Raw genomic sequence first — 24,180 nt, forward strand, 5'->3', positions numbered from 1 at the left:
TTACTCCCTGTTTTACGCAAGCGCGTAGGTCTTTTTGATTTCCAATGGTTCTGTGAGGCTGATATCGTCGGAAAGGGGTACGTTCTTAATTTGTGCTTCTCGCACCCCATTCGCGACACGCCACTTGCGGAATTTCTCGAAAGAATTTTCTCCGAGAACATGTAGCTGGAAAGGTGCCAGCCGCAGTGAATCCCGCTTTGTTCGGTACTCGAGATTGGTTTCTTTCATAAAGATTTCTACATCGCCAAGAAAGCTCTGTAGCTGGTCTTCAGTCACGTTATCGCCTTCGAATTCACAGAATAAGTCGTACCGACTTTCTTCTATGCGGGCTTGGGCCTGGAAATACAGCACATGCAAATTCTGATTGCGGGACGCTTTTTCTACTACGCCCAACATTTGCTGCTCGTAGATTTTTTCACCAGTGATGTTAGTAACGCCTTTGCCCTTTTGCACAAAATCAATGGTGGGAACGCCATTAACGAAGCCTTTCACTTCTACAATATCGTTAATGTCGTAGCGATAGAGACCGCCCCGATTGGTGAAATACAAACGATATCGTTCACCCACCTCCAGTTGGTCGACCATTAAATAATTGTCGTTGTGATGCGGGTTGGTACCTTCTTTCACAAACTCAAAGAAGTTTTCATCGATAGTTAACATGCCTTCGCTGCTATTGATATTCAGTGGTACCGAACCACGAATTTCCGAAGCCAGATACCCTAGATCTTTAATTTGTACGTCCCCGTACCATTTTTTCATCCGGTTCAGAAAAACCTTGGAGTTACCACCGGTCCAGCAGGCGATTACTACAAGTTTTTTCCAGTAGTGAATCGGTCGTAACATGCCTTCAGGATCGTTCTCGTAGCAGGATTTCAGATAATCAGCACGTTCAGGGTTGGGTTTTAGTTTGGCATTCACCAGCGCTCGAATTTCATCGTTCACATTGCAGGATGCCGCTAGCGATCCCGCTCGGATATCCGCCAATATCGCGTCTTTAAACTGTTCGCCTTTCTCGGCGAGCAGACTGAGCGTCGAGGGGTTAGTGGAGGAAAGCATACTGGTATCTTCATCAGCGATACCCAAAAGTAACATGCAGTAGTAACGGGCTTCGTAATCCTTTACCTCGTACAACTCATAAGGAATGGTATATTTGGAACGAATATTCTCGTTCAGATTTTTGATGTACTGCCCCGAGATAGAGCCGTACGGCACCTTCGCTTCGGTATAGCCTTCAACCGCAGGCGATACAATTACGATGATATTACCTGAATACGCGCGCGGTTCGTTTTTATAGAGCGTGTAAGACCACAAGCGTGCACTGCCTTCGTGTGCTTCTTTCTCCATGGTGCGGGTAACAGGAATAAACTTCGGCCGCCCGGTTGAACCGCTAGTGGTAGCGTAATAGCAGGGTTTACCTCGTACCAGAACGTCAGCTCCGCCCTTGAGGTGCTCATCAATATAAGGTTCGAGATCGTTATAACCGTTCACCGGTACGCTGTTGCGGTATTTCTCTACCGAGGTAATTTTGTCAAAACCATGGGTTTTTCCGTACTTCGTTTCCGCATTGTCACTTATCACCCGGCGCAGGAGTTGTAGCTGCACTTCACGTGGATGTTTCGAGTTATACATCATCCGCGCCATCAAGGATTCGCCACCAAGCACGAATCCGGTGGCTTGCATATAGCGCTTGAAAAACCCCGAAGCATTACCCTTCTTAAAAGCAGCAGGCAATCGTGCGACTTCCATAAAAAAGATAACGAGCGCAATAATTGTCGATTTAACAACAATCCCAACCCGATTAAACAATCGACCGATAATATAGCTAGCGGAAAAGCCTTTCGGGAGTTGAGTTTCCGCAGGTTCCGGCATGCGACCACCAGCGGCTAATACAGATTCTTTTTCCATTGTACGAGTCTCCAAAAAAGGATGAACGAGTATCACACCTGCTCAAGAAGCGAATTCACGACATCAAACAATTCCTGCGGATGGTCATTGATATAAAAATGGCCACCGGCAATAATTTTTTTACTAAACCCGGCCTGGGTATACTCACACCATGCATCGATACCCTTACCAGAAATCAAATGATCGTATTCCGCCTCAATTGCGACTATTGGGCACTTTAGACTGGTCAGGTGCAGGCTCTCTTCGTAGCTCTCCAGAATCGAAAAATCACCTCGCATCACCCGCATGATCTGTTTCACCATAAGCGGATCTCCCAGAATCGATTCCGGCGTCCCACCCATGTTGCGAATATCCGCGAGTAATTGTTTATCGGAGAGTTCCGAGCGCTTTTTGCGTTGGTTAAGATGTGGAGCTGTTTTTGCGGACACCACCAGCCCAGCAACGGCGGCTCCACGTTCAGTAAGTCGACTGGCCAGGGAAAAGGCCAACACGCTGCCAAAGCTATGTCCGAATAAAACCACCGGCGTTGAATCCTGCAACACCAGGGGTATCAGCTCGCCGACAACAGCCTGCATCGAGCTGTACACAGGCTCATCGCGCCGCTCCTCCCGGCCAGGCAGTTGAAGTGCATAGATATCAGCGTTGTTGTTGACGAATTCCGGCCAGCGGCGAAACACGCTGGCTGAACCGCCAATATGCGCGAAGCAAATAAGGCGGCACGCTGGTTGAGGCTGCTTGCGCAGTAATTTCAACCACGGTGACTGCGCTGCTTCCAGTTCAGCACCAGTAAGCTCTGATTCCCTAAGTAGTTCGCGCATAGTCTTTCCCTCGCTCGTGTAAAAATGACGTGGTTAGTGGCTCTGTTTAATCAGCATGCACGAGGCCGATGCAGTTACATACACATTGCCTTCTTCGTCATACAAACGGCCACTGGCGAACCCGATAGTGGTGGTCATATCGTCGACCTTGCCTTCGGCAAACAGGTCCACATCCACAGGTATTGGGCGTACATATTTAATGCTGAGATCCACGGTGCACACACCCGATTTTGAATCGAGCATGGTATGTATTGCACACGCCATCGCTGTATCCATAACCGTTGATGCAAAACCGCCATGTACTGCACCCTGACTGTTCAGGTGGTCAGAATTCGCCTGCACTCGTATTGTCATTTCGCCACGGCCAACGGTACCGTCCAGCATAGGCATTAGTTTCGCGATATTTGGCAGCGGAATTTCTCGCTTGGCCATTGCTTGCATTAATTGGAAACCATTCATTTCTGCAATCGTCATGTCACACTCCTTCGTACTCTCACGAGCCTTAAAAAAAACAATGGATAAAGTTCTGGTTTAAGTTGTGCCCGCAAACTGCGCGTTTTAATTCGCAGCAGCGTGCAAGCATTTCCTCCGGCGATTAAACCGAAGTGGATTAGTCATAGTGGGAAAATGCACAGCCCGCCCCCACGGGCCGTGCGACGCGCTAGGCGGCTTCAGCTACCTGCGGTGCAAAATCAGTGTTGGTAATCTGATTCGCCAACTGCGCTATTGAGGAACTGTTGAGCAACATCATGGTATTTACATTCATACAATATTCCTTTTTCAATCGATTGCTCAGCTCACTGGTGACGATCGAATCGACACCAATATTGGACAGGCTGTTACCGGCATCAATCTGGTCAAATGGAATGCGTAAGAGTGAGGATATCTCTTGCTTAATGGCATTCTCTACCGCGGTCACCCGTTCTGGAGAGGTCAATCCTGTGAGTGATTGAATAAATGCGTTGGCCGCTTCATCATCGCCATTGCGATCCAATGTTTCGATCAGGTGCTCATATCGGCTGGAGTTTTCCGAATTGACATTGGTACCAAACCAGCTTTCCCATTCAATATCCAGAATGCCGACCTGAGTCACTCGTTTCTCCAACGCGTTGTCCATTTGCTGCAGTGCATAGGCATTGCTCAAGCCGTAAATGCCCTGGCTTTGCAGAATGTCCTTCACCCCTTTGCTGCGAGCGACCATGCCAGTTTCCGCCAGTGCACCCCAGTTGATAACGGTTGAAGGTAAATCTTGAGCGCGGCGATAGTAGGCGAAATTATCAAAGAAGGAATTAGCCACAACGTAGTTGGCCTGTTGTGGGTTACCCATCATTGAAGATACGGACGAGAAGAGCACAAACAGTTCAATTTCCGAATGTGCCAGGTTCAACGTTGCGTGGTGTAGATTCCATGCTCCCGCCATTTTCGGTTCTATAACACGGGTAAACCGTTCTTCATCCATCGCCAGTAGCGGGCCGTCATCGAGTACACCGGCGCAATGGAAAACACCTTTAATCGGAAGTTCAGGTGTATCGAATTTTTTAACGGTGGCGGTAACCGCTGCAGTATCGGCGATGTCGACGGCTTCAACAGCTACTTTACATCCGAAGGCTTCGATACGCTTTATCGCGCTGGTTGCTTCTTCTGAATTCGCACCGCTACGACTCAGCAATACCACTTGTTTCGCGCCATAGGCTGCCAGCTGTTCGGCGACTGTCAGACCAAAGCCTTTGGTACCACCAGAGATAACGTAGCTTGCCTGCGGCGCAAGCCAGCTGCGCATTTTGGTAATTCGCGCGTCCAGCTTCTGGTCAGTGAAGGTTAGCGTAACCTGCGCTTCGTGATCGCGCGAATGCATTTCCTCCATTTTTTCCAGCGCAGAGCTCAATTCACCAGCGGAGAAGTTGACCAACGGCTTAGCAGGAATATCGGCATCTTGTAGCCATGACACCACTTCCTTCGCACACAGGCGAACCATTGCCGGCTGCAGCGTAATCCAAGTTCCAAAGTGCACCGAGCTGTATTGGTAATTTAGCGCCGAGACATGTGCAGGAACTTTGCGTTGATTAAGATTTGCCTTGGTGGCGATATCGATCATTCGACCGCAGGCGGCCAATACGGAGAAGCCTTTTTCGCGCACGTCCCCTGAGGCGCAGTTTAATACCAGATCAACGCCCTTGCCGGCTGTGTAGCCGTGCAATTCATCGACGAAGTCCAATGAATTTTTATCCATTGCAGCGACGACATTCAGAGCGCTGAAAATAGTACTTAGATTTTTGTAATCCTGCCCAGTGGTAACATAAACTTGCGCCCCCATTGCCGAAGCAATCGCAGCGGCCGCATATCCGAAATCGGTATCTGCGTCATGGATTAACACACTCTCACCCACGCTAATATTCGCCAACTTGCGCAAACTGTAAAACGCACAGGTAAAAGCCATTAGATTGACATAGCTGCCGTTGGGCTTTGCAACCAATGCACCTTCGCCAAGGGTCAAATAATTGCTCAACAGACCGTCGGTGTTCAATGCAAACACCTCATCGCCGATTCGATAACTACTGGCGGGCCCGGCGTTAACCACCTTGCCGCAGCAACTGTAAGTTAACTTGGCTTCGCCGGGGATTTCGCTGTAAAGAATGTTACCTTCATCAAGCGACACCTGACTCACTGCGACTTCAACTGCATCATCCGTTACGGCTAAGCGATCGGTTTCGAAAAATTCGAACGCTTCTTCGCTGGCAGCGGTTGCGGGTTTGGCCAGCAATGGAGCAGTGCTTTCCAGGCTAACTTTATCGGTAGATTCGGTATCAGCTTCGTAGCGTTTAACGCGGCGCAGGAATCTGTTTCCGCTCCGGTACACCACTTCGCTTTCCCGATTTTCATCACCCAACTCTGTGATAAGCATTTGCGCTTCCACCGCGACGTCTCCCGGATAATCGAGATCCACCATGCGGCAGAGAATATGGTTAAACTCGTTCACGACGATTGGGCCAAGACCTAGCACCGGCGATATAGCAATATTTTGTGCACCCAGTTTACTTGGCATCGATTGGGCTGCGCGGGTAACCTTAATCCAATCCATCTGCTGGGTTTGGCCGTCCATAGCGCTCAACATATTGCGCATTTTCATTGCATGAACGGTCGTATTTCCTGTGGTGCAGTCCGACTCACTCAGCACGTCGCTACTCCACAAATCGATTACCCGGTTTATCGACATATAGTTAATAACACCCAAGGCTTTTTTCAGTTGACTCTCGTCTCCTGGATTCACCGTAACTTTATTGATACCGGTTTTTTTGTAGGCGCCTGCCTCGGTAAACAACGCATAGTTGATTCCGAGTTCATCCAGTTTAGTCACGATGGCAGATGACAGCGCATCATCTTTGGCCAGCAGCAACACCTGTAAATCCGAACTCAAATTCGTTTCACTCGCCGCACTCTCCGCCTCATTCCACTCGAATTCATACAACCACTTCTCCATGGCAGTATCGGCATCGGAGCCTGCGCCAATGGCATTGCACACCAGGTTGCGAATATCCACCAGTACGTTGCCCATTTCATCAAGCAATTGAATATCACAGGTGATAGCGCGTTCGTCGCGATGCGTAATTTTGCCGTAGCTCAGGCAGCTTCGGCGCGGTGAACGGAAAAAGTCCATACGTTCGAAACTGACGGGAACGTAGGGTTGGTCCGAGTCAAGCAGCGCGATAAGCGACTGGAAACTCGCATCGAGAATAGTTGGGTGTAACAGGTAGTCTTTGGCTCCCGCCAGTACTTCCATAACCGGCTCAATCTCGGCCAGTACGGAATGGCTGCTGCGAGAAATTTTTCGGATAGGCTGGAAATAGTGGCCGTAAGAAAGTCCGCGCTCATCGAGTTCACTATAAAATGTGGCAACATCGAGCTCTTTATGCATTTCTTCGCGCAGTGTCTTTATATCGAGACTCGCGGCTTCTGATCGGATAGTTCCCGGGTTAACACTGCCAGATGCATGCAGCATCCAGTTAGCAACTTCCGAACTTTGATCACGGCTGTAAATACGGAATTCGCGGCTTTCCGGGTCGATAGATGACTGGATTACAGGTACTTGCCCTGGCTGAACCGCTAGCATCTTGAGAATTTTAACGTTCTCGAGGGAACAGGACAGTTCTTTAAACTGTTCCTCGTGCAGGGCGAGTGCAATATCGATGTAGCCAGCCCCCGGGAACACCACCATTTTTTCCACCTGGTGATCTTCCAAGTAAGGAATCATGTATTTGTTAACTTCCATCTTCCATGCCGGAATGGGTGAGCGTACCAACTCGTTCAAATAGACGTAGCCAGAACGCCCAATTCTCTTCTCGATGGAAATCTCAGTTTCATGCCAGTAGTGCTCACGCTGCCAAGGGTATAGCGGCAAAGGAATAAACTGGCCTCCGTTGGCGAAAAAATTATGCCAGGCAATCTTTCCGCCTGAGGTATGGAAAGACGCAACCGCTTGATAAAAATGCGCTTGCTCCGGCATTTTGCGATTGAGCGTACTCACGATCGCCGAGTTACTCACACCGCGTGCATCAAGACATTCTTTAACGGAGTTGCGCAGCACCGGATGTGGGCCAACTTCAATAAAATGATATTCGCCGCTTTCTAAAACCGCTTCGATGCCTTGTACAAATCGTACCGGATCGCGTACGTTATCCGCCCAATACTGTGCGTCGATTGCTTTGCCATCGATCAGCTTGCCGGTTACAGTTGAATATAGAGGCAATAGGGTTTCTTTCGGCTGAAGGTCGGCAAGGTCGGCCTTCAGATCGTCCAGTACCGGATCCATTTGCGCAGAGTGATAGGCAATATCCACTTTCAGGAATCGGTTAAACACGCCTTCATCAGACAACACAGCTGCGACAGTTTCCAGCTCTTTCACATCACCCGAGAGCGTCACCGCAGAATAGGAATTAATCGCCGCGATGCTCACGGCTTTACAATCCGCGATACGTTTTAGCGCATCTGCTTCGGAAAGTCCGACCGCAAGCATTGCACCGCCCATTCCGGCACAACGTTTTTGTTGAGCGCTGCGCTTGGCACTTACGACTACCGCTTCTTCAAGGCTTATGGCCCCGGAGACATAGGCAGAACTCACTTCGCCCACGCTGTGTCCGATCACGCAATCAGGTTCGACACCCCAGGTTTGCCATAGCTTAGTTAAGCCTGCCTGTATAACAAAGTTGGCAGGCTGCGCTATGGTAGTCATCTCCATCTCTGACGATTCTTCGTCTTTCATCATTTCTTCGAGAATCGACCATCCGATGATGTCCTTGAACACACTGTCAATCTTATCTACTTCATCGCGATATACCGGCTCGGTTTTGTAGAGTTCTTGCCCCATTTTCCACCACTGCGGGCCCATCCCAGAAAATACAAAGCAGGTTTTTTTGTCGCTGCCACTGAGCGATTTGCCCTCCACCATGTCTTCGCTGATTTTGCCATCTGCGTAGTCAAGGAGTGCCTGCAATAACGCATTTTTACTGGCGACGCGGAATACCAGGCGATAAGGGTGTTGGGTGCGTCGCTCTGCCAGTGAATAAATAATATCTTCCATCACATATTGGTTCGCACCGGCCATATCCTGCTGCAGGAATAACGCGTATCGCTTCGCTAAATCTGCCAGCGCCGCGGTGCTCTTCGCTGAAATTGGCACCAGATAATTGCCTTCCTTGTCGGTCTTTGCTTTAAAAGGAATCACTTCATCTGCTTTGGGAGAACGCAAAAGTACGTGCCCATTGGTACCGCCATAACCAAAAGAGTTGACGCCAACAAAATGTTCACGGTCTTTATCGAGTTCGATACATGCGGTGGGTACTTTTAATGGAATTTCATCAAAGGGGATCGCTTCGTTGGGCGTATTGAAATGCAGGTTGGGAGGAATGCGCTTATTCTTCGCCGTAAGCGCAGCTTTCATAATGCCTGCAACGGCTGAACAGGCCTCCATATGCCCGATGTTGGACTTTACCGAACCCACGTAGCAGGTATCTTCGATAGCGCGATCACCCATCGCGCGCGTAATTGCTTTTAATTCGATAGGATCGCCCGCTTTCGTGCCTGTGCCATGCGCCTCCATGTAGCTCAGCGCTTTGGGAGACACACCGGCGCGTGCGTAGACCTCTTTAATAAGCGCTTCCTGAGCGACGGGGTTAGGCAGCGAAATACCGTTAGTTTGGCCACCATCCTGATTAACGCCAGATTCAATTATTACTGCGTGAATTACGTCACCGTCTGCTTTTGCTTTTTCAAGGGGTTTTAAAATGAGAATCCCTGCACCTTCGGCACGCACGTAACCGGCCGCATCGTTTGAGAACGCCTTGCATCGAGCGTGGTGCGATAAGAACTGGCCTTTGCACATTGCCACGGGGTACCCTGGCGTGAGCATAGTATTGGCGCCGCCAACCATTGCCATTTCACAATCGCCGTTGCGCATACTCTGAATAGCATAGTGGGTTGCCACCATAGAACTGGAACATGCGGTATCTATCGACAGGCTCGGCCCGGTCAAATCAAACACGTAGGACAATCGGTTGGATAGCAGCGCCAGTGTTATGCCCACGGCTGAGGTAGGATTGATGATACTGCGGTTATCGTAATCCAATTGAATAACTTTGTTGTCCAGTGCAAAGCCGCCGACAAAAACGCCGGTCTTAACGGCTTTTAGTTTTTCTGCAGTTAGCCCAGCATGTTCCACAGCTTCCCAGGCGACCTCCATCAGCAAGCGCTGCATCGGGTCGATGACATCAGCCTCCCGTGGCGATATGCCAAAAAACAGCGGGTCGTATTCTTCAAGGTCCTGACTGAGAAAACCTGCCTGCTTGGTATACATTTTACCCGGCTTGGATTTGTCTTCGTCATAAAATTTTCTAACATCCCAACGCTTTTGCGGTACATCGGAAATACCGTCAACGCCATTTAACAGACTGTCCCAAAAGTTATCTGGGTTGGTGATGTCTTTGGGAAATCGACATCCCATGCCGATAATCGCGATTTCTGTCGCGCCGTTACTTAAGGTCGTATTCTTCACGTTAGCATCTTCTGAGGCGATGCCAGGCATTTTCTGGTCCATACAAAATTCCTTTGCCACTGCTTAAAAGTCTGGTTTAAGACAAACAACTCCAAAGGTTACCTGCAAAAAAACAATCTATTGCTTACGAATCCTGTGGTCACCAATTTTCTACTCAAACGCTGTGCCACATAGCATCACAACTGCTTTTCACCACTAACGATTTGGATTTGCAACTTGGAAATGGACAACGAAAAGTGTTGCCACGAATTTAAGCATCTTAAAAACTAGGGACTTACCGATACTGTGAAAACAAGCCTATTAACGCATTGGTGACAGAAGCGTGATAAAAAACTATTTTTTCATTCACCGTGAAAAATCACATGTTAAACATTAATAAAAGATCACAAAAACACGAGCAAATATTAATGAACGCTAAATTTAACCCTTAAAAAATAGCGTTTTTATTGTCGAATAACTTTTCACACCAACTAGACAAGACATTAAAAACGCACCAAAAAATCACCAATTTAAATTGCCCGCATTGAAAGTGAACACAAAAATATCACCGATATTACCAACCTCTAATCCAAGAATAAAATAATGGCAAACGAGAACCTACTAAGAAAAAGAAGCTACACAAACCCAAAAGATCTAAAAATCAGGGAAAACCTGAACCCTTTATTAATTAGGAAAATACCCGAGTTAAAACGACGTCACATAAATATTAATTAAAAAAATATTTTTCATTGACAGGCATATCCAAAAAAATTCTAATCTGTAACAAGAGGGCGTTTTCAACCAAAAAAACCTATTTCACCACTAGCACACAAATTCCAGACGCCAGAGAATAGTGACGGTTAGATTCGCCTTAAAATGACTTTTTGGAGAGTAGATAGAATGATGGAACTACTAACTAAGACACCAGTATGGGTTTACTTTCTGTTTGTCACCTTGCTTGTGCTCGGATTTTCACAAACCAAAACACGCAGACCTCCACTCGCAGTTCCGTTTTTACTACCTGTGTTAATGAGCTTGTACTCAGCAGTGGACACAGTAATACACTTCAGCGCTGGCGGACGAGGCTTAGGAATCGCGATAGTGTCAGCCGCTTGCGCATGGGGTTATGTGAGAAGGTCTAGAATTGCTGACGGAATCAGTTACCTTCCAGAGGAGAAGCGGTTTGAGATTAAAGGGAGTTTCGCACCACTGATAATAATACTGTGCATATTTACTGTTAAATATATTCACGGCGCAATTTCGGCACTCAAACCAGAACTTACGCAGACCATTACCTTTATATCTATCTTTGCATTTTTTAATGGTATTTTCTTCGGGTTTTTTACCGCTCGAATAGCGCTTTTCTGGGATGTATACCGCGCACGCAGCATTGAGCATACAAAGGAAAATCTCACGCAAAGCCTTTAAAAAAAACATCACCATTTTCGTTACCACTCCGTTAGAAACGACATCTGGCCATACCTCGGCAAAAACACATCGGTGGCAGCTTGAATTGACTTTCAGTGTCAAACCTTACTGCCGTCTAAGCCTTTCATAAAATCTACACAGCACGTGAAAACCGAGAACATCGGTTTTCATTGCAATCACCGGCTATCACCTAACTAATATTGCGAACTATCAAGCTGCACCTAAATAGCAAAACCTGAAACACACGTTATTCGCTAACTGAGTTCGGCATTTCTCCTGCGCACCGGCCTTCACTCAAAAACCACCTAACAGGGTACGATGGCGGTCGCAGTGATCAATGTCGAGCTTGCTCTACACAAGACCTCAATAAGTCTCACCAAAAGCAAATTCACAGGTGTCACGCCGCGGTTACGGAAGTGACAATCACATCACTGTGACACTTAGGTGAAATGTTAGATAAGCCGATAAAATCCGTATTCTATTGGTGCACATGTTCACTTGATGAGCACACAATTAACACCGCAAAATAATATAAACTGCCAAACAGAAGATTCTAAAGACAATACCCAATAGGCACGCATTTATTTGGGCGGATTTACTACCTGGCGGGTATGACAGAGCAACTAACACACCAAATAATTCGTAAAATTATTTAAAACTCATTTTTGGCGCTTATATTATTTAATTTCAATTCATACACCTGTATTAACTTTTTAATTCCTGGAGCACGTGGGTCACCTAGTTCTATAAGAGTGAAATTATTTAAAAACGCCTGTTTGTATTTTAATCTTAAGAACGCCCGCATCTTGTTTTTGACCCATAACGCGGATAAAGATCGGCCTGATATCTGTACGACTCAATTGCGTGCCCATGCTCTAAAAGTCACGCACCATAAAAAGTGTGTTTGAGTTTGGCAAAAACACTAATTAATTATCACTTGCGACGTGATGCCCGAGGCACCATTTTGGTTTCGATTATTTTTGCTACTCGGACGATAAGAATTCTTTCATCCTCAGTGACGACTGCTTAACAATCGGTCGACTCGCTTGAGACAATATATTTAACCTGCTTTAAAGGAGAACCTCGAATCCATTAGGGCTGGCTGTTCACAACGCCTGATACAACGCCTGAATAGTTGAATACGCGTGATCCACACTGAGTAGTGGGCAGATCATCTAGCTTTTATATGTACCGAATATAGGTTTGCCGATCTACGGAGTCTATCGGCTATACATCCGGCAGTCGAATACCTGGTGAACAACGCCAATAGAGTTTCGCTTTCCAAATTTCACACGACTAGTGTCGCATTGACGGGGCAGGTTTCTAAACCTCACTACAGAGTAGAAGGTGCGACTATTTGTCGCAGCGACACGAACAGCGCTGTAAATATAGAATTCCCGACCCGAACGCATTAATACATGATATATCTCACTATTTGGAAGCCCCCATGCCCACACCCATCCGACGCTCATACTTAATTCTACTGTTGTCTCTCACTCTTAATGGATGCGGCGGTAGCGATAGCAGTGAAACACACACGTCTGCCCCCTCACCAACGCCTGCCCCTTCAGTTCAATCCTTTACCTTGAACTTCGCACCTACGGCAAACGGAGCACCGGTAAACTGCAGCAACATTGTTACGGGGTTGGGTCCAAACGAGAGCTACAGCGTTAACATCATGGATTGGCGCTTCTACATCAGTGACCTAGCTTTCTATGACACGGCTGGTAACCGCTTGCCTGTATATCTGGATGACAACAGTTTTCAGCTGAATGAATCGACCGGTTCCGTTGCACTCATTGATTTCACCGACAGATCCACAGGACTCTGTAGCGATGCGCAAGAGGGCACAGCGCGTACCAACACTAAGATTACCGGCACCTACACAGGAGATGTGGCTAACGTTGGTTTTCGCGTGGGTGTACCGCAGGCGTTAATGAAAGCAACTATTGCATCGACTGATGACGTTAACGATGCACCTTCCCCCCTTGGGGAACTTTACTGGTCCTGGGCCAGTGGCTACCGCCATTTTGTATTGAATTTTGCTGCCATGGACAGCGCACATACTGACATGGTGGAGAACAGTGGTTTTCATATTGGCAGTCGCGACTGTGGCACTCAAGGGGGCAAAGCGCTAAGCGATCGCGAGACCTGCGGTCTCATAAATAACCCTGAGGTCTATTTGCCTGGTTTCGACTTGGAAAACAACCTGGTAACAGTAGATCTCGCCGCACTGCTAAGCAATGTCAGAGAGTCAGATTTTCTGTCCGATAGTTGGGAAGATTACGGTGATGATGAAAGCTTATGTTTGGATAGTCGAAGGAACGGTAATAGCTGTGTAACCGCACAAAGCTTCGGTATTCAATGTCATTCAGGCGCTACTCAGGCGGCCTGCGTATCCTTGTTTCCGAACTTTGGTTTGAACCTCACGACCGGTACGGCAGACTCCGAATCTAACATTGTTTTCGGGAAACAATAACGTCAGAAATTACTGCCCGGCACTGGCGCCTTGGCGAGCTGATAGCCAAGTGGTACGCCGGGCACCCCCTGTAACAGATGCGTTGATGACCTCGCCACCTGCTGTCAAAATCCTACATAAACGATTTATCAGATGTCGATTAAAACCTATTGTGCGTTGATCTTTGGTGCGCTGATTCTGGCTGCCTGTGGTGGCGAATCTTATACCGAAGTGGAGATAACCGAACAAGAGCGCAGTTATCGCCAACTTCTGGGTGTTCCAGATCACTTCTCATTACCTCACATTCCAGAATTCAATCCGCCGACTATAGAGAAAATTGATCTCGGGCATTTTCTCTTCTATGACAAACAACTGTCCGCCAACCAAACCCAGAGCTGCGCCAGTTGTCATGTGCAAGAATTGGCTTTTACCGATGGCCAGGCGCGCCCATTCGGTTCTACAGGCGACCGACTCACGCGCAATAGTCAAGGTCTGGGTAATGCCGCTTATCACGCGACATTCACCTGGTCGAACGACGGCTTTCTTAATTTAGAGGATCAACTGGCAGTGCCTATCCGATCCGATAACCCGGTAGAGCTCGGGGTAACCGAGGCGAAAGTCGACGAGGTTCTCGCGCGTTTCGATGCAGACCCTGTGTATCGAAAAAAATTCGCTGCCGCGTATCCAGAAGCAGAGAGCGGCGCGACGGTCACAAAAATAATCTATGCACTTGCCAGCTTTTGCCGCACCCTCATCTCGGGCAGCAGCCCTTACGATAATTATTTACTCGGTGACGACAGTGCACTCACCGATCAACAGAAATGGGGGCTGCAATTATTCAATGGCGAAAAATTTGAATGCTTCCATTGCCACTCGGGTTTGAATTTTTCAGTTTCCTACCGAGATAACAACAGCGACCCGGCAACCCAGACGTTCCCGTTTTTCAATAATGGCCTGTACAACGTGGATGGCACCGGTAGCTATCCGCAGGAAGACCAAGGGCTTTATGATCTCACCCAAAAACTGCAGCATCGCGGCCTGTTCCGGCCGCAGTGCTTGCGCAACGTGGCAGTCACGGCCCCCTATATGCACGATGGCAGCATCGACACATTACGCGAAGTACTCGAGCACTATGCACGCGGCGGACGTAAAGTAGAAACGGGTATTTACCAGGGCGATGGTCGTTTAAGCCCTCTTAAATCCGGGCTCGTACGTGGCTTCGCTGCAACCGACGATGAGTTGGATGCAGTCGAAGCGTTCTTGGAATCCCTCACCGACGACGCATTTATTTCTGACCCCGCATTTGCAAACCCGTTCGAGTAATCCCTTATGACCAAACTTTTTTTGGGGCCAGCGCTCTGCCTGGCACTAAGCATGGCCACCGCTAACGCGCACGAAAGCCTGAGCCAACTTCCTGCAACACAAATGTATTTACGCGGCGCAATGACGTATAGAGATATCGCAGACAACACCTCGGCAAGGATGATTCCAGGGGCGCTACTCGGCGGCGAGGCCACCGCGCCGGAAAAAAGCCTACAACTGGACGATATCCAGTTGGTTGGCCACTACCTCGCCGATGATAGCTACGCAATTTCCGCTAAAATCAGCGGGCACGAACATAACGGTGACAGCAACTTAACTCTCGAAAACATCTGGCTGACATGGGGCTTAAATAAAAGCCTGATAGAGATCGGCCGCATTACAACTGACATAACTCCGACCGCTTACTATCATGCCAGCGAATCCGCATTTAACGAGGCTTCGTTGTTAAGCGATGTCTTTTTTGGTCGCCACTTCAATGATGTGGGCGTTCGAGTAAAGTCGTCCTTGCACAGTATAAACGCCGGTATTGAAGGTTGGCGGGGCGGCGCCTGGCCATCCGCCAATAATGAAGGTGCAGCAAGCGCCTTTGCCAGTTGGCAGCCTGTTTTTTACAACTCACAATTAACACTGAAAACCTGGGCCATGAATGCTACTAGCGTAGACCGACGCGATGACCGATATACTAATGCGCACACCCATGGCTCCACGGCAATAGTCTCCTCAGCCGCAAATATCGGGTTTACCGGTGAAACACAGTTATTTGGCACTTTTGCCAGTATCGAGCACAATATGATTCAAACGCGAGTGTTCGCAGAGTTTGAATGGATAGTGTCGAAACTCAATGGCACGCTGGCAGATGACAATAATCAAAGCAGCCAAATAGACGCGGAATATAGCGGTAGCCGCGCCTTGCTGGGTGTTGCCTCGCAACACCACCAATGGACAGTGCAATTTGATAATCTGATATTAAAAAATCATTTTCTAACGGCAATAAATCAGCAGTTCCTTCAACAAACCGGCTTGATGAATAACGGTACGAATCCGCAAAAACTTATGTTCGCATGGCAATGGGATTTTCATCGCGACCTGAGTTTACGTGCGCAATGGCAATCAGAAAAACTCTCGGAAAATACGGTTGAATACGGGTCTCTTGGTATCGTATGGAGTACAGCAATCGACGGTGCGCGTTTACGGCATCGATAGTTAGGTCGTTTTAGAAGCCGACTACTATTTGTATGTCATCCCCGCAGCCCCAAACCAATACCCATTGCACGCGTCACTGGCTATAGTCACCGGTTGCGCATCGCCAGAGATATTGGCCTCTAGCGCGTCAAAGAAGGACGACTGTAAATCCAGCTCCGGTACCACTCTAAAATGGGTGACGCCGGCGCTGCGAACTTGCGGCAGCAACGCGCGTAAATCCTGCGCGCTTGCGGACAGGGTCTGAATGCCATTGAGCGTAAACAGGCCTGTATTCTCCTGCGAACTTACCGCCATGCCCCGCGGGTAATCGATGCATATTTTTTTACACGCGTCTTTCGGTCGGTTGTGTGCCCGCGCGGTATAGCAGCGCGCGGAGTAGGCCAGAGGCAATTTTCCCCAGCCGAGAATTTCTGTCTCTATCGGGTTGGCATGTGTTGTTTGCGCGAGCAGTGCCGCTAAATCCGGTCCCGCCAACTCTACGGGTACTACCCAACGGCGCATGCCTAAACGTGCGAAGTACTGTAAGGTGGGTGCATTGTAGATATTAATACTGGAGCCACAAATAAACGGTTGGCCCAGCTCATGTAGCTGCTGAACGGTGGCCGTATCGTTAGCCTCTACCTGTAAGCCTTGTGCGCAAATGCGTTTCATCATCTGTAATTCATTGCGCCCCGTGATAAGCGCCAAACTGGTCAGTACAACCTCTTTGCCCGCGCGTTGTAGCTCCGCAGCAATGGCCAACCAGTCATCGAGCGTCATCTCAGAACGTTTGCTGCACACGGATTCCCCCAGATAAACCACATCGATATTCGCCCGACACAGGCGCGCGTAAAAATCGACCACTTCCGATCTGGGCCAATAATAAGGTATGGCGGCAAGCGTTATTTTCATCTAAAGGACCGTTGTTATTGCCATGGTCGCGAATAAGCGCCGAGGCTCGTTTGCGAACCTTCTGCCACAGTATCGAGCGACGCAATCCAGGAAGGATCTGGCACAAAAGCCTCCCCCTGCTCGGCGTATGCGTCCAGCGCCGCCCGCCAGACGCGAACCACTTGGCGCACATACACCGGGCTGCGCTGACGCCCTTCAATTTTGATTGCCTTCACCCCCATTTTCGCGAGCTGAGGGATGAGTTGCAGGGTGCTCAAACTGGTCGGCTCTTCCAACGTGTGGTAAACCTTGTCGCCCACCCGGAAGCGCCCCTTACACAACGTGGGGTAACTCGCCGGCTCGCCAGGAGCATATTTATCTATAAGCACATTGTTTAGTCTGGAGAGGCGACTGCCATCGGCGCTTTCCTCCCAGCGCACATATTTCGCAGGCGAGCAAGCGCCACTGTTATTGGGTGATTCCGATGTAAGATAGCTGGACAGTACGCAGCGCCCTTCGGCCATAATGCATAAACTACCAAAGCCAAAAACTTCCAGATCGACCGGGCTGTGTTCACACAGCGTCGCCACCTGTTCAAGGCTCAGCACTCTTGGCAACACTGCCCGTTTAATGGCGAAGTTATCCGCGTAGAATTTAAGCGCGAGGCTGTTGGTTGCGGAAGCTTGCACGGAAAGATGTAAATGCATTGCCGGGTAGTTGTCCGCCGCATAAGCCAGCAGGCCTGTGTCTGCAAGAATCAGCGCGTCCGCCCCGAGCGCTACAGCTTTATCCACAGCTGACGTCCACTGCTGCCAATTACAGGCTTGCGGGTAGGTATTTATCGCGACGTATAGCTTCACCGATTTGCCTGTTGCCAGGGCACGCGCACGTGCTAATTGATCATCGCTGAAATTCAACCCTGCAAAATGCCGCGCATTAGTTGCATCCTTAAACCCGACATAGACCGTATTTGCCCCAGCCTCTAACGCCGCTTTAAACGCGGGAAAGCTTCCCGCGGGCGCAACTAATTCCATCATGCGTTGACTCCCTTGCGTACGCCCCTAACCCATAAATGTGCGTGCCGCAGGAGCGCCAAACCTTGCGCGAGCCAGCGCGGGAAATCATCGTAATCCAACGCATCCAGCAGGTTTTTTACCGCAAGGCCCAGTTCGGTATCGCCTTCTATGGCCAATCGCCGCTGGAAAAACAAGGTATCAGGATCGTCGACCCGATTTATCAGCGCCAGGAAATCGGCGCTGTCCGCACGAATACACACGGCGTATTCGTTATCAGGGGGAGCCATCACCAAGCGGCCGTTTACCAAGCTGAGACACAACCGCCAGCGAAGGTCATCCACTTGAATACGCAGCACGCGTGCATCCAAAAAATTTAAGTCGCCATCGTTTAGCGGCACCGCGAGCGCCTGGCGGAACAAGGGTAGCAGTGCACGCTCTTGAAGAGAGAAGGGAGTTAAAGCCAGCAATACAGACGCGCCTCGAACCGCCAATGGACGATTGGCCAACAACAGGCGCCGGGCTTGAGAGGAGAAAGGCATGACAAACTTCTTTGCGGGAAACCGGCAGTGTAGCCAGCAAGCGCGGGGTTCGGATTGACCTGTCTCAACCCACCCGACAAGATCTAGCTAACCTTAGATTAACCTAGGCAATAAGACTATTGAGTTTGAACACGCGGTGAAGCCTGGCGGCAGTTTTGCCGAGTTTGTGTAGTTCGCCCAGCGTTGGTTCTCGCCCCGCCGCCAGTTGAGCTTGCCAGCTACTTGCTTCAGCATCGAGAAACTCGAGCATTTTTTTCGGGCAGCCCACGCATCGCTTGCTGCAGACGCTCGACGAAGGCGCGTGCAAAGGAAAGGTCTTGGCAATACGATCCAACAGCTCCCGCATTGCAATGGGCGTTGACGGCTTGCGATGACTCATGTTTAGGTGCTCTCAAGCAGTAGGGCGATTGGAAAACAATTCTAAGCCCTAAAAATATGCGGTTGAACCCATGTGGACAAGTCATTGGATTCAGCTCGCAACTTTAAAATACAATGGTTTGCTGTTAATCAACTACTCAAGGTTTTGCCAATGAATTCGTGCGATCAACCAGGCTTGTTACCTCTCGAAGCCGCATTACAACGTATAAATGCTGTGGTTAATTGTGCGCAGAATTGTGAGTATGTGCCACTGCTGAACGCGCGCGGCCGTGTTCTGGCCGAAGATATTATCGCATCACGCCCGATACCCGACTTCGACAACTCTGCAATGGATGGCTACGCATTCGCAAGCAATAGCGTTGGTCGCACCGACACATTCAGGGTTGCCGGCATCGCACTCGCCGGGCAGCCCTACCTGGGCGCGCTATCAGAAAATGAATGCATCCGCATTATGACCGGAGCCAAAATGCCCAGCGGCTGCGATTGTGTCGCGATGCAGGAAAACACCTTGCGCGATGGCGATGCGCTCACGCTGCTCAAAGTACCTGCTAAAGGCGAGAATGTGCGCCTTGCGGGTCACGATCTGCCACAGGGCAGCCGCATACTCTTGCGTGGACGCAGACTAGGCCCCGTGGATATCGGCATGCTCGCCTCACTTGGCGAACTGCAGGTTCCGGTCTATACCAAGCCTCGCGTGGGCGTATTCTCCACCGGCGATGAACTAACGCCATTAGGTCAGCCCTTGGAGCCAGGCCGAATTTATGACAGCAACCGCTACCTGTTGCTAAGTGCCCTCGCGGAATACCCCATCGAAGTCATCGATTTTGGTTCTATACCAGATGACCGGCAGAAACTGGAACAGGTATTTCTCGAAGCAGCCAGCCAATGCCATGCGGTTATTTCCTCTGGTGGCGTATCTGTTGGCGATGCAGACTACACGCGTGAACTGCTAGTAACACTCGGTCAGGTGGATTTTTACAAATTGGCCATCAAACCCGGTAAACCATTCGCATTCGGCACGCTCCACACTGCAGGCGACAGCACACCCTGTTATTTTTTCGGACTGCCGGGTAATCCGGTATCGGCAGCGGTCACCTTCGAGCAGCTGGCACTACCAGCACTGGAAAAATTGACCGGCGCGAACCCGCAGGCAAAACTCGTATTAAAATTGCGCGCCTGTAGCTCATTCAAAAAACGACCTGGACGAACAGATTTTCAGCGCGGGCGCATACTCGCCAATCAAAATGGCATTATCGGTGTAGAGTCGATAAATTCGCAGAGTTCAGGCGCTCTTTCTACTATGGTCGTCGCAAATGCCTACGTTCGGCTGGAACAGGAGCGCGGAAATGTTGAGGAGGGGGAATACGTTGATGTACTACCTTTCGATACATCGCTACCACTGCTCTAAAAAAATATCGGTGGAAAACCAATTGCCTAGAACCTGACGATTAATTTTCATATAGCTCGATGGGCAGCTGATCGGGATCACTAAAAAAGGTATAACGTTTGCCGGTGTATTCGTCTACACGCACCTTTTCCACCTCGACACCCTGTGCATTCAAATAGGCAACCGCATCATCAATAGATTGCACGGCAAACGCGAGATGACGTAGCCCGCGAGCCTCTGGGTAACTGGGGCGCTCAGGGCTTTGCGGAAAGGAAAAAAGTTCCACCTGTCCACCGCCTGGAATCTGTAGATCCAATTTATAGGAGTCTCTGGCTGCACGGTAGTTTTCCGCTAACACCTGCAGACCCAAGACTTCCGTATAAAATTTCTTTGACCGCGCGTAGTCGGAGCAAATAACCGCTACGTGATGGAAACCGCTAATCATACTTACTTTCCTTTACCAGACCTTAGCCAGGCCCTAGCCGCGTTGCGCTTGCCGCTCTAGAATTTTCACAATTCGGCGGTACACCACGCCGAGTGTGAGCGTGGAATTTCCGCCGCTGGTATTTACAAATTCGACCACGACCGCATCCAGTGCCGGATGATAACGCGCGATACTCTGAAACCCAGGCACCAGGCCGGTGTGTCCGAACTGATAGAGATCACCGTAGAGAGCTTGCGCGCGATTGGACAGCAGCGAGCCATCATTCAGCGCCCGCACAAAAACAGCGACGTCTTTTGCTGTGGCAACCATAGATCCACCCGGATTAACGAAATCATTGCGCTTGATGTCTTTATCGTAACCCACATGATAACCGCTCATCACTCGGTTGATCTCGGCATCCGCCAAAACATGATAGGTATCTTTAAGCCCCAACGGGTTGAGAAAACGCTGCTGGATATACTGATGATGGCTATACCCCAACGTACGATCCATAATTTCGCCGAGCAAAATATAGTTGGTATTTGAATACCGGGTTTCAGTGCCCGGCGGGAATACCAAGGGCATACCCAAAATCATCGCCAGGGTATCGGCATTGCTTTTTGGCGGGTTGTCCCAGGGGTAATTTTCCAGGTCAGTAAAATTGTATATACCACTGCGATGTTGGATCAACATCGCCAGGGTTATTCTTTCGGATTGCGGAATTTTATCGCTATAAGCTGGCAATAATGATTTCAAACTCGCATCCAACGCCAATTGCCCATCGGCCACCAGCTGTACTGTCGCCGCCGCAATATATAGCTTGCTGATACTTGCAATCTTAAACAACGCATCCGGCTTCGCAGGTATTTTTTTATCTCGATCAAACCAGCCAGCGGCATAGGTATGCCCTACGCCACGTGGGTCATCCCAATAAACAATCACGCCATCCAAGCCGTAATGGGTTGCCGCGTCAACCTGCGCCTCAACACTTTTAGGTAACGGGGTGAGCCAGGCACGAGCAGAATCCAATGGCGCAAACAGGCTGATACTGGTTACCACCGCAACCGCCGCCAGCACTCGTAAAATAGTAACCAATCGCAATTATTTTCTCCCTCGCTTTGTTAGGAATGAATAAGTTCCTTCGCTTTTTGACGGGTTTCTTCTGCGGTGGCTGCCATCAGCAATACAGTCTCGTCGAACAAAACCTGCCCTCTTCGCAACTTGTGGCGCCGTAGCGATGGCTTACCGCCATAAATAGTTGAGTAATGCAGACATTTTCCTCGGGTATTTCGTCCAATTGGATCGTGTATATAAAACCCATTTTGATTTGTCGAGAGACGAATAATCCCAAACTTGTTGTCTATATTTAACCAGGTAGAATCGATTTTGTATTGATTATTCCCAATTCTAAAATACCGGCAAAGCTTTCGATACGCCTTGTAGAGTTTGCCTTTAAAAAGGCCCGCGAAGGGGAAGTCTCGCTTCAGATCAAACGCCAGTATTTGCTTACCACTTTCGTGGTAAATCGTTCGCGTGAAGCCGTTAAACCAGTCATTCACCAGCGTCAGTGCAATCGCACCCGACTCGCTCGCCATGAAATCGCTTTTGATTTTCAGTCGGGAATGTATGCGAACGCTCGCCGTCTGCAACGCCACATCCAGGTGGTGGTCGTAGAAATTTTGTTTTTCGTTGCGCGTTGCGGTAACACCATTAATGTACACCGAGCCGTCCGCATCTACGACCTTGGATGAGCGAATACCAATGCTGAAATTTTCCGGCACAGGCCGTACATACCCAACGAGATTATTCGCCGACCACTCCGCCATATCGTCGCACCCCCTGGGGACAAACAGTGCGATAGGGTCGTAGCCTGCAAGAGTTCTCCAGGAAAACGAGCTGAAAAAATTTGCGTTAGCAATAAAATTCGTACTGGATTCCGGACTGGAATGAAGGCGAGCGGTAGAGCGCCTAAACTCGTCTGTAGTGGGAGCCTGTTTGGTCGTCGCCAGTGATTTATGTAACAGGTAAGCTAAAGCAAAGGTCGCGTAGCAATCGCTCTCGTATTTTGGTGGCTGACCGCGAAAAATATCGTGCGTAACACGCTTGCCAAAAAAACTGCCATCGGCATTATCGGCATGCTCGTCGGCCAGCGTACGAACTCGGTGCTGCTCGATGTAGCGCGCATCGGCGTCTGCAAACTGAGACTGCAACATCACCAGAGCAGGAACAATAAAATACAACCCGTAGGTATAGCGCGCCCAGTCCTTACCACCCACATAGGCAAATCGGCTATCCAAAAAAGTCGATTTACTGAGCTGCCAAAAATCATTCACATGATGAAACAATGCCGCTGGCGGCTTTTGTCCCGCGCTGGTGTAGCTGTAAAAGGACCAAGTGACGGATAACAGCGGGCTTGCGATATAGCAAAAGTGGCTGGCGCCGTGATTTTCTACGGTGAAATCGGAGTGCAGGTTACAGGTGTACACATTGTCTTTAACGACCAAACCGTCCACCAGCGATTCATCGCGAGTATCGTGAGCAACAGATAATGTATTGAAATTAAACTCGATCGCTTTAGCTCGCCATTGCGCAGCATTGGGGTGCTCAGGCAAATGACTGCATGCGGCTGCGAGAATTTCTGCATCCCATGCATTTTCTTCGGCTTTGGTATCTAAGAAGGTACCGCTCGGCACCAGACGCTCCAAGTGCCTGTCGGCTTCAAACACCAGAACCTTATTAACCCCCTCTCGCGCCTCGTCGGTAAGCCGAGTCCAGATTAACTTTGCCCCCTGCACAAGTTTGTTAGCCCACCAGGCGGATTGCCAATGTGCTCCCCACTGCTTGCCGTCGACGCAATGTCCGGTACCGGTGAGGTGGCCCTGAATTAAATACGCAATGCCCTGTGCGGCTTTCTCGAACATATCGTTATTGCCGAGTTCACTGGCCAAAAACGCTGCAGTAAAGACAAAATTCGCATTGGTGCGGATACCGTTTTCACCACTACTGCCATCGGCGAAGTAGTGATGATCCACTCCAGTAAGTTTCGCCTTGCGCCAACCCCGATTCGCATAAAGGGGAAATTCCGCAATAATCTGAAGATAATCGTTTTCTACTGGAAAGTTCACTTCCATTGTTTTAATACTCACACGTTTTACGTTTGCCCTAAACCTACATAGCTCTGCCCTATATTTCAACCAAAGCGTTACGCAGCAGATTGACCCCAATGTCGCGCAGGTATTGTTATTCGTTTAACGGTTGTCATGCAAGGGCTCCCGTTGACACGCCCTTTACCTTTGGCTGCTTTTTGGGGAAGAGGGGGATCGAGAGCGGTCGCTGGCGGAAAACATACAGCAGCACAAAAAAAACGCGCCGACAGGCGGCGCGTTTCTGACTGGTTAAACTGGCAA

16 protein-coding genes are annotated in these 24,180 nt (G+C 49.3%); 5 read left to right on the forward strand and 11 right to left on the reverse strand.

The window, feature by feature from the left end:
• Nucleotides 1-12: 12 nt before the first annotated feature.
• From TERTU_RS19510 to TERTU_RS19525, 4 genes are all read right to left on the reverse strand, one after another.
• On the reverse strand, nt 13-1,905 hold the full coding sequence (locus TERTU_RS19510) for a GH3 auxin-responsive promoter family protein (protein WP_015820464.1): 1,893 nt from the start codon (nt 1,903-1,905) through the stop codon (nt 13-15).
• A gap of 32 nt (nt 1,906-1,937) precedes the next feature.
• The gene (locus TERTU_RS19515) at nt 1,938-2,723 is read right to left on the reverse strand and encodes a thioesterase II family protein (protein WP_015818520.1); all 786 of its coding nucleotides are present in this window, start codon (nt 2,721-2,723) and stop codon (nt 1,938-1,940) included.
• A gap of 33 nt (nt 2,724-2,756) precedes the next feature.
• Nucleotides 2,757-3,197 (reverse strand): PaaI family thioesterase, encoded by a 441-nt coding sequence (locus tag TERTU_RS19520; RefSeq protein ID WP_015817914.1) that lies wholly within the window; start codon nt 3,195-3,197, stop codon nt 2,757-2,759.
• Between the two features lie 187 nt (nt 3,198-3,384).
• Nucleotides 3,385-9,810 (reverse strand): type I polyketide synthase, encoded by a 6,426-nt coding sequence (locus TERTU_RS19525; RefSeq protein WP_015818634.1) that lies wholly within the window; start codon nt 9,808-9,810, stop codon nt 3,385-3,387.
• An 837-nt stretch (nt 9,811-10,647) separates the two neighbouring features.
• On the opposite strand from TERTU_RS19525, the gene TERTU_RS19530 reads away from it, so the two are divergent.
• From TERTU_RS19530 to TERTU_RS19545, 4 genes are all read left to right on the forward strand, one after another.
• The gene (locus TERTU_RS19530; protein WP_041590341.1) at nt 10,648-11,175 is read left to right on the forward strand and encodes a DUF6622 family protein; all 528 of its coding nucleotides are present in this window, start codon (nt 10,648-10,650) and stop codon (nt 11,173-11,175) included.
• A gap of 1,447 nt (nt 11,176-12,622) precedes the next feature.
• Nucleotides 12,623-13,654, forward strand: coding sequence for an MbnP family copper-binding protein (locus tag TERTU_RS19535; RefSeq protein ID WP_228378205.1), 1,032 nt, complete (start codon nt 12,623-12,625; stop codon nt 13,652-13,654).
• A 132-nt stretch (nt 13,655-13,786) separates the two neighbouring features.
• Nucleotides 13,787-14,956, forward strand: a complete 1,170-nt coding sequence (locus TERTU_RS19540) for an MbnH family di-heme enzyme (protein WP_015820603.1) — start codon at nt 13,787-13,789, stop codon at nt 14,954-14,956.
• Nucleotides 14,957-14,962: 6 nt separating this feature from the next.
• Nucleotides 14,963-16,159 (forward strand): hypothetical protein, encoded by a 1,197-nt coding sequence (locus TERTU_RS19545; protein ID WP_015820157.1) that lies wholly within the window; start codon nt 14,963-14,965, stop codon nt 16,157-16,159.
• Nucleotides 16,160-16,183: 24 nt separating this feature from the next.
• Here the strand turns inward: TERTU_RS19545 and TERTU_RS19550 are convergent, their stop codons facing one another.
• The 4 genes from TERTU_RS19550 to TERTU_RS19565 form a co-directional block, all read right to left on the reverse strand.
• Nucleotides 16,184-17,050: a U32 family peptidase gene (locus tag TERTU_RS19550; RefSeq protein WP_015819328.1), complete on the reverse strand. Its 867-nt coding sequence runs from the start codon at nt 17,048-17,050 to the stop codon at nt 16,184-16,186.
• 14 nt (nt 17,051-17,064) lie between these two features.
• Complete coding sequence (gene ubiU / locus TERTU_RS19555; protein WP_041590343.1) at nt 17,065-18,066, reverse strand: ubiquinone anaerobic biosynthesis protein UbiU; 1,002 nt, start codon at nt 18,064-18,066, stop codon at nt 17,065-17,067.
• Nucleotides 18,063-18,584 (reverse strand): ubiquinone anaerobic biosynthesis accessory factor UbiT, encoded by a 522-nt coding sequence (gene ubiT / locus TERTU_RS19560; RefSeq protein ID WP_015818169.1) that lies wholly within the window; start codon nt 18,582-18,584, stop codon nt 18,063-18,065. Before ubiT ends, ubiU begins: the two co-directional genes overlap by 4 nt.
• Nucleotides 18,585-18,687: 103 nt before the next feature.
• A complete protein-coding gene (locus TERTU_RS19565; RefSeq protein WP_015817687.1) occupies nt 18,688-18,963 on the reverse strand; it encodes a hypothetical protein in 276 nt (91 codons plus the stop codon).
• Between the two features lie 150 nt (nt 18,964-19,113).
• Here TERTU_RS19565 and moeA point away from each other — a divergent pair, with 150 nt between their 5' ends.
• Entirely contained in the window at nt 19,114-20,370 is a 1,257-nt protein-coding gene (gene moeA, locus TERTU_RS19570) for a molybdopterin molybdotransferase MoeA (protein WP_015820218.1), read from the forward strand.
• 40 nt (nt 20,371-20,410) lie between these two features.
• Here moeA and gloA2 read toward each other — a convergent pair whose 3' ends face one another.
• Genes gloA2 through TERTU_RS19585 form a run of 3 tightly spaced genes read right to left on the reverse strand, consistent with a single transcriptional unit; the run spans nt 20,411 to nt 23,919 of the window.
• Nucleotides 20,411-20,794, reverse strand: coding sequence for an SMU1112c/YaeR family gloxylase I-like metalloprotein (gene gloA2 / locus TERTU_RS19575; RefSeq protein WP_015820044.1), 384 nt, complete (start codon nt 20,792-20,794; stop codon nt 20,411-20,413).
• 33 nt (nt 20,795-20,827) lie between these two features.
• Nucleotides 20,828-21,850: a serine hydrolase gene (locus TERTU_RS19580; protein WP_041590345.1), complete on the reverse strand. Its 1,023-nt coding sequence runs from the start codon at nt 21,848-21,850 to the stop codon at nt 20,828-20,830.
• Between the two features lie 44 nt (nt 21,851-21,894).
• Nucleotides 21,895-23,919: a hypothetical protein gene (locus tag TERTU_RS19585; RefSeq protein WP_228378206.1), complete on the reverse strand. Its 2,025-nt coding sequence runs from the start codon at nt 23,917-23,919 to the stop codon at nt 21,895-21,897.
• Nucleotides 23,920-24,180 lie beyond the last annotated feature (261 nt).

It is taken from the genome of Teredinibacter turnerae T7901, from assembly GCF_000023025.1.
Lineage (GTDB): Bacteria > Pseudomonadota > Gammaproteobacteria > Pseudomonadales > Cellvibrionaceae > Teredinibacter > Teredinibacter turnerae_B.